This is a genomic window from Streptomyces sp. Isolate_45, assembly GCF_024721315.2.
Lineage (GTDB): Bacteria > Actinomycetota > Actinomycetes > Streptomycetales > Streptomycetaceae > Streptomyces.
Genome location: NZ_JANFAK020000273.1, coordinates 1 through 6,572, shown reverse-complemented (window position 1 = coordinate 6,572; position 6,572 = coordinate 1). Strand labels below are relative to the sequence as shown.

General features: G+C 75.2%; 4 protein-coding genes. 2 read left to right on the top strand and 2 right to left on the bottom strand.

Annotation, left to right across the window (positions count from 1 at the left end; all coding sequences use genetic code 11):
• Nucleotides 1-3,054, top strand: a 3,054-nt coding sequence (locus NOD94_RS39615) for an amidohydrolase family protein (RefSeq protein ID WP_281211090.1), incomplete at its 5' end; no start/stop codon positions are given.
• Nucleotides 3,055-3,218: 164 nt separating this feature from the next.
• Nucleotides 3,219-3,932: an intradiol ring-cleavage dioxygenase gene (locus tag NOD94_RS39610; RefSeq protein WP_281211089.1), complete on the top strand. Its 714-nt coding sequence runs from the start codon at nucleotides 3,219-3,221 to the stop codon at nucleotides 3,930-3,932.
• Here the strand turns inward: NOD94_RS39610 and NOD94_RS39605 are convergent.
• Both NOD94_RS39605 and NOD94_RS39600 read right to left on the bottom strand, forming a co-directional pair.
• Nucleotides 3,911-5,215: an MFS transporter gene (locus NOD94_RS39605; RefSeq protein WP_281211088.1), complete on the bottom strand. Its 1,305-nt coding sequence runs from the start codon at nucleotides 5,213-5,215 to the stop codon at nucleotides 3,911-3,913. The two genes, NOD94_RS39610 and NOD94_RS39605, sit on opposite strands and share 22 nt — an antisense overlap.
• Complete coding sequence (locus tag NOD94_RS39600; RefSeq protein WP_281211087.1) at nucleotides 5,215-6,363, bottom strand: PLP-dependent cysteine synthase family protein; 1,149 nt, start codon at nucleotides 6,361-6,363, stop codon at nucleotides 5,215-5,217. Before NOD94_RS39600 ends, NOD94_RS39605 begins: the two co-directional genes overlap by 1 nt.
• Nucleotides 6,364-6,572 lie beyond the last annotated feature (209 nt).

Genomic DNA, 6,572 nt, shown 5'->3' with positions numbered 1-6,572 from the left:
ACCCGGGCCACCAACGGCGCGGCGACCGCCACCGCCGACGGGCGGCACGTCGTGGCCGAGGTGCAGAACGTCCTCTGGTCGCTCCCGCCGGACGGTTCGCCCGCCACCCCCCTCACCCCGCCCGACCTGGAACCGGGCCGCCCCGTGTTCTCCCCGGACGGCCGCCACGTCGCGATGAGCGCCTACCGCGGCGGCGCCTTCCACATCTGGGTGATGCGCGCCGACGGCTCGGGCCTGCGCCGGATCACCGACGGCCCGTTCGACCACCGCGCACCCGCCTGGTCCCCCGACGGCCGCACCCTCGCCTTCTGCTCCGAACGCGGCGGCGACCCCGTGGCCGGCTGCCCGTACCGCGTCTGGACCGCCGCCCTCACCGGCGGCCCCCCGCGCCGCCTGACCGGGGTGCGCGGGCAGGACGGTCCCGGCCAGGACGGCGCCTGGGAGGACTTCGACCCGGTCTGGTCGGCGGACGGCTCCCGGGTGCTGTTCGTCCGCGCCACCCTCACCGGGGAGACCCTGACCGCCCGCACCCTCGCCTCCGTCGCAGCCCACGCCGCGGGCCCCGTCCGCACCGAACACACCGTCACCGAGGGCGGCCTGCTCGCCCCGGCCGTGTCCCCGGCCGGGCGCACCGCCTGGCTCAGCGCCGCCCCCGGCCCCCGCAAGGCCGAACTCCACACCCTGTACGTGGACGGCCGACCCGTCGCCCTCGACGGCGACCTCGCCCCCGCGCCCCCGCGCTGGATCGGCGACGACCGGCTCCTGATCACCCTCGACGGCCGGTTCCGGACGATCCGCCCCCACCACGACCCCGTCGGCCGGGAAGTACCCCTCGACGCCACGCTCGAAGTGACCCGGCCCCGCTACCGGATCAAGGAGTACGCCCTGGAGGCCGAAAGCAGCCGCCGGGTCCTCGGGATCCACCTGCCCAGCCTCTCGCCCGACGGCCGCAGCGTCGCGTTCGCCGCCCTGAACGCCCTCTGGATCGCGCCCGTCACCACCGGAGTTCCCCGCAGGATCGTGCGGGCACCCGTCACGGCCTACGTCCAGGGGCCGGTGTGGACCCCCGACGGCCGGGCCCTGACCTACACCGACGACCGCGACGGGCTGAACACCGTACGCCGCCGGGACCTCGCGGACGGCCGCGAAACCGTCCTCGCCCCCGGCGGCCGGGTCTACGGAGCGCCCTCCCCGGACGGCGCCCGCCTCGCCGCCCTCGACCTGACCGGGCGGCTCCTCGTCCGCGACCTCGCCACCGGCGAGGAGACCCCGCTGGTCACGGCCCTCGGAGGCGGCGGGCTGCCCGGCCCGCCCAGCTGGTCGCCCGACGGACGGTACGTAGCCCTCTGCGACCGCAACCGCCTCAACCGGCGCTTCCGCGAGGGCCACAACCTCATCCGGATCGTCGACACCACCACCGGCGCGGACCGCCTCCACCCACTGGCCCCGCACGCCTCCCTGTCGGACCGGTACGCCTCCGGCCCGGCCTGGTCCCCCGACGGACGCCACCTCGCCTGCGTCGCCGAATCCGCCCTCTGGCTGCTGCCCGTCACCCCCGACGGCACCCCGGCCGGACCCGCCCGCCGCATCACCGACGAGAGCGCCGACCACCCCTCCTGGTCCGCGGACGGCCGGACCCTGCTCTACCAGAGCGGCAACCGGCTGCGCCTGCTCACCCTCGACGGGACCGGCCGGCCCGACGGGCCGCCCCGTACCGTGCCCGTCTCCCTGGACCACCGGCGGCCCGCCCCCGTCGACACCGTCGTGCACGCCGGCCTGCTCTGGGACGGCACCGGCTCCCCGCCCCGCGCCGACGTCGACGTCCTGATCCGGGACGGACGGATCAGCGCCGTCGAGCCGCACCGGGCCGGCCGCCGGACCGCGCGCACCGTCGACGCCTCCCACGGCACCGTCCTGCCGGGCCTGTGGGACTCCCACGTCCATCCGTACCCGTACACCTACGGCGCCCGCCAGGGCCTGCTCCACCTCGCCTACGGCGTGACCACCACCGTCTCCCTCGGCGGCTCCGCCCACGAACAGGCCCGGCTGCGCGAGGACATCCGAGCCGGCCTGCTCCGCGCCCCCAGGCTGCTGGCCGGCGGGGAGCTCCTCGACGGCTCCCGGGTCGCCTACAGCATGGGGCGCGCCCACCGCACGCGGGCCGGCTTCGCCCGCTCGCTCGCCCGCGCCGAGGCCCTGGACTGGGACTTCGTCAAAACCTATGTCAGGGCCCCGTACGAACTGATGGCCGATGCGGCCCGGTTCGCGCACGAACGGCTCGGCGTCCTCGCCGGCTCCCACCTGTGCGCCCCCGGAATCCAGAGCGGGCAGGACCTGACGACGCACCTCGTGGCCACCGAACGCGCCGAGCACGGCCACGGGGCGACTCCGCGAGGCCACACCTACCAGGACACCGTGGAGGTCTACGCCCGCGGCGGGTTCGACCTGATCGCGACCCCCTTCACGGCGCTCCCGCTGATCGGCGCCGACCCGGGACTGGCCGCCGACCCGCGCGTCACCGCCCTGATGCCGCCCTGGGACGTGGCGGCCGTCCGGGAGGCGGCCGGGCGGCCGCCGAGCGCGGAGCAGTACGCCGTCCTGGAACGCGAGGTCGCCGCCTACCGGGACGTCCTCGCGGGCGGCGGCCGGATCCTCCTCGGCACCGACGCCCCGCTCACCCCGGTCGGCCTCCACCTCCACCTCGGGCTGCGCGCCCTGCACCGGTACGGCCTGTCGCCGGCCGAGGCCCTCACCACCGTCACCCTGGCCCCGGCCCGAGCGTTCGGCGTCGAGGACCGGCTGGGCACGGTCGAGACGGGCAGGATCGCGGACCTCACGGTCATCGACGGGGACCCCTTCGCCGACTTCTCCGACCTGGTCCGCGTCCGGGCGGCCGTGCGCGGCGGAACCCTTCACGAACGCGCCGAGTTGGAGGACTCCCTGACCGGCGGGCGCGCGGCGGGCCCGGCCGCCCCGCCCGGGGACGGCTGGCGCGCCGTGCTGGACCAGATGCTCCGCGACGGCTGCTGCCCCGCGCACGAGCCCTCACCCTGAGCGCGGCGCGAAGGAGCGGCCCGGCCAACCCGTTCGCCTGACCGCTGGGCTGAAAGCTTGGTCGTTCGTGTCGGTGCCGGAGCCGTCGGTCGGCGTCCGGCACGGTGGGCGCAGTGTGCGGCCGTCCGCGTGCGACGGTCCCAGGAACGCTGCGAGGGGTTCGCATGGCCGAGTACGACGACACCTCCCGGACCAGCCGTCGCGCCCTGCTGTTGGCGGCGGGAACGGCCGGGGCGGCCGCGCTGACCGCGGCCTGTTCGGGCGCGGCGGGGGACCGCGGGTCAGCGACGCGGCGGACGCCCGCCGCCCCGGCGGCCCTGCCGTCGGCGGGCTCCACCGTCCCCGGCTGCGTGCTCACGGCCGAGGCGGGCGAGGGCCCGTACTACCTGGACCTCGACAAGGTCCGGTCGGACGTCACGGAGGGCCGGGACGGCGTGCCCTTCCGGCTCGACCTCACGGTGGTCCGGATGTCGGCGGGTTGCCGGCCCCTCGCGGACGCCGCCGTCGACATCTGGCAGGCCGACTCCTCCGGCACCTACTCGACCGGCAAGGCCACCTTCCTGCGCGGCACGCAGATCACCGACGCCGGCGGCCGCGCCGTGTTCCGCACGATCGTGCCAGGCTGGTACGCGGGCCTGGCACCGCACATCCACTTCAAGGTGCGTCCCGACGCGGGTGCCGGGACCACCTCGCAGTTCTTCCTCCCCGAGGACCTCCTGCTGCGGGCGTACGCGCTCGCCCCCTACGACCGCCGGCGGGCCCCGAAGCACCCCAACGAGCGCGACGACCGCTACCGGGCGTCCGGCGCCGCCATGACGCTGAAGCCCCTCGCCGACGGTCAGGGGTACCGGGCCTCCTACACCGTCGGGATCGCCTGAACCCTCGCCGGGGGCACGGGAGTCAGACGCCCGGTGCGGTGCAGCGCGTACACCGCGGCGGCGCATCCCAGACCGAGGGCACACAGCCCGAGCCAGGGCAGCGCCGACAGGCCGGCGGCCCGCGCGGTGTCCAGCGCGGCCCCCGTGAGCAGGTTGCCGAGGGCGATGCCGAGGCCGCAGACGGTGTTGTAGAACCCGTAGTGCGTCGCGACCAGGCGGTCCCCGCAGAGCCGGACGATGGTGTCCATCTCGAAGGGGTAGGCGATCATCGTGCCCAGCGCCAGCATGAGCGCCGACACCGCCGGTGGTCCCGCGGCCAGCAGCTTCGCCCCCGTGCCGCCCGCCTCCGCGGGCACCGCCGCGGCGGCCAACAGCGGCAGGAAGGCCGCCCCCATCGTGAGCAGCCCCCACGTGAGCGCGCGGCCCGGCTCCATCCGGGACTCGCACCACGCGGTGACCCGGGTCTGTAGGAGGATCGTGCTCAGCCCCGACACGGCGAACAGGACCGCCACCGACGCCGTACCGAAAGCGCCGTCACCGCCGAGGCGCCGGACTTCCAGGGGCAGGGCCAGGTAGACCTGGAAGGTCATGACGTAGGAGCCGATCATGGCCAGGGAGAACAGCAGGAACGGGCGGTTGGCGAGGATTCCCCGCCACTGGGCCAACACCTTCTCGCGCGGGCCGGCCGCCCGGTCCCCGGCGCCGTCGCCCCGTCGTGCGGGCAGGGCCCGGACCTGGACGGCTCCCAGTACGGCGAACACGGCGGCCGCCGTCAGGCAGGTGACGCGGAACCCGATGCCCGTCAGCACCATCCCCACCAGGGGACCCAGCAGGATGCCCGCCTGGTAGAAGACGTTGAACAGGGCGAAGGCCTCGACCCGGCGCTCACCCGAGGCCGCGGCCAGGTAGGCCCGGGTGGCCGGGTTGAAGAGGGCTCCGGCCAGGCCCGTGGCCGCCGAGGCCGCGATGAGCGCGGGCACCGAATCGACCAGTCCGAGGGTGGCGAACCCGGCGACGCGCAGTCCCAGCCCCGCGATGATCATCGGCTTGTAGCCGAGGCGATCGGCCAGCGTCCCGCCGATCAGGAACATGCCCTGCTGACTGAGGTTGCGCACGCCCAGGATGAGACCGACGGTCCACGCCGCGAGCCCGAGGGAGCCCGACAGGTGCGCGGCCAGGTAGGGCATGAGCATGTAGAAGCCGAGGTTGATGGTGAACTGGTTGACCATCAGCAGTTGGACGCAGCGGTCGTACGAGCGGACCTGCGCGAGGGTTCCCGGCATCAGGACCGCTCCTTCGCGACCGCGGTGGCCGGGTCCGGTGCGTCGGCCGTGTCCGAGGCACCGGCCGCCGGGCCGGCGGGCGTCAGCGGATCCACGACGTTCGCGCACCTGGTCCAGCGGGTGACCTCGCGCTCGTCCGGACGGGCCATCGTGTCGGGTTCGGTGGGGGTCGGGGCGTCCAACAGGCCGTGGGCGGCGCAGTAGTCGTCGTCGTAGACGGTGCCGAGGTAGCGCTGCGGGCCGTCGGGGAAGACCGCCGCGATCCGGGAGCTCCGGGGCAGGGTCCGGGCCAGCCAGCCGGCGACCAGGGCGACCGCGCCGACGCTCCATCCGCCCGCCGCGTAGTGGGAGGCGGCGAGCAGCCGGCAGGTCCGGACGGCTTCGGCCGGTGCGACCCAGTGCACCTCGGAGAACTCCTCGTAGGCCACGTTGCGCGGATGGATGCTCGAACCGAGGCCCCTCATCAACCGGTTCCGGGCGGGCTGCCCGAAGATCGTGGAGCCCACGGTGTCCACCCCGACCAGCCGCAGGCCCGGGTACAACTGGCGCAGGACGCGGGAGACGCCCGCCGAGTGGCCCCCGGTGCCGACGCTGCACACCAGCACGTCGATGTGCCCCAGCTCGGCGGCGAGTTCGAGGGCCAGCCCGGTGTACGCGGTGGTGTTGTCGGGGTTGTTGTACTGGTCCGGGCACCACGAACCCGGATGGCGCCGCATCAAGGCGGCGACCCGGTCGCGGCGGGCCTGCTGCCACCCGCCGGTGCGATGCGGCTCGGCGACGACGTCGACCCGCGCCCCGTACGCGGTCAGTAGGCGGATCATGGAGGGTTCCAGGCCGGGATCGGTGACCAGGGTGACGGGATGCCCGTGGACCATGCCCGCGAGCGCGAGCCCGAGGCCGAGGGTGCCGCTGGTGGACTCGATGATCCGGGCCCGGGGTGCGAGGTCGCCCCGGGCGCGGGCCCGTTCGACCATGTGCAGGCCGGGGCGGTCCTTGATGCCGCCGGGGTTGAAGCCTTCGAGCTTCGCCCAGAACCCGCGTTCCGTCCGGGACGCCGGGTCCGAGACGCGCAGTAGGGGAGTGTTGCCGACCAGCCCGGACAGGGAGGCACGGCTGGGGGGTGTGAGGCCGGTGATGGGGGGATGCATCGTTTCCGCTCTCGGTCGATGGAACCGGTGGTCGCACGTGCGGTTGTCGTCGGTCCTTCCCACGGACGAACGGTCCTTCGGGATCGGCGGGGTGGCGGAGCCCGTGTGGGGAGGACCGGGGTGGGGAACGCCGGCTGCCACCGCCACCGCCGCCGACGACGGTCGGGTGCGGCGGCCGGGCGGCCGGCGGGTGCCGTGGTGCGGGCAGG